Source organism: Amycolatopsis sp. SID8362, assembly GCF_010550475.1.
GTDB classification, from domain to species: Bacteria; Actinomycetota; Actinomycetes; order Mycobacteriales; family Pseudonocardiaceae; genus Amycolatopsis; species Amycolatopsis eburnea.
Genome location: NZ_JAAGNB010001255.1, coordinates 1 through 340, shown reverse-complemented (window position 1 = coordinate 340; position 340 = coordinate 1). Strand labels below are relative to the sequence as shown.

Annotated in this window: 1 pseudogene; it reads right to left on the bottom strand. The window is 76.5% G+C overall.

From position 1 onward, the window contains the following. Positions 1-340: pseudogene (locus G3I65_RS38655) on the bottom strand (SARP family transcriptional regulator); the annotation flags it as partial.

Genomic DNA, 340 nt, shown 5'->3' with positions numbered 1-340 from the left:
CGCCGAGGCCCAGCCCAGGTAGTGGTCGAACAGCCGGGTCGACGCGGCGAGCCGGGTGCCGGGGTCGTCGGTCGCGACGAGCTCGCCGGCGTAGCGCTTGACGAGGTCGTGCATCCGGAACCGGCCCGGCGGGTCCTCCGCGAGGAGGTTCGCGGCGCACAGCACGCGCAGCGCACGGGCGTTCCCGACCAGTGCCGTCGCGGCCGCGCGCCCGGTGACGCCGCCGGGTGCCAGCCCGAGCAGCCGGAACGCCGTGGCGGCACCGGCGTCGAGGCAGCGGTAGGACACCTCGAACACCGCGCGCAGGCTCGCGGACAGCTCCCCGGTGTCCAACGCGTCC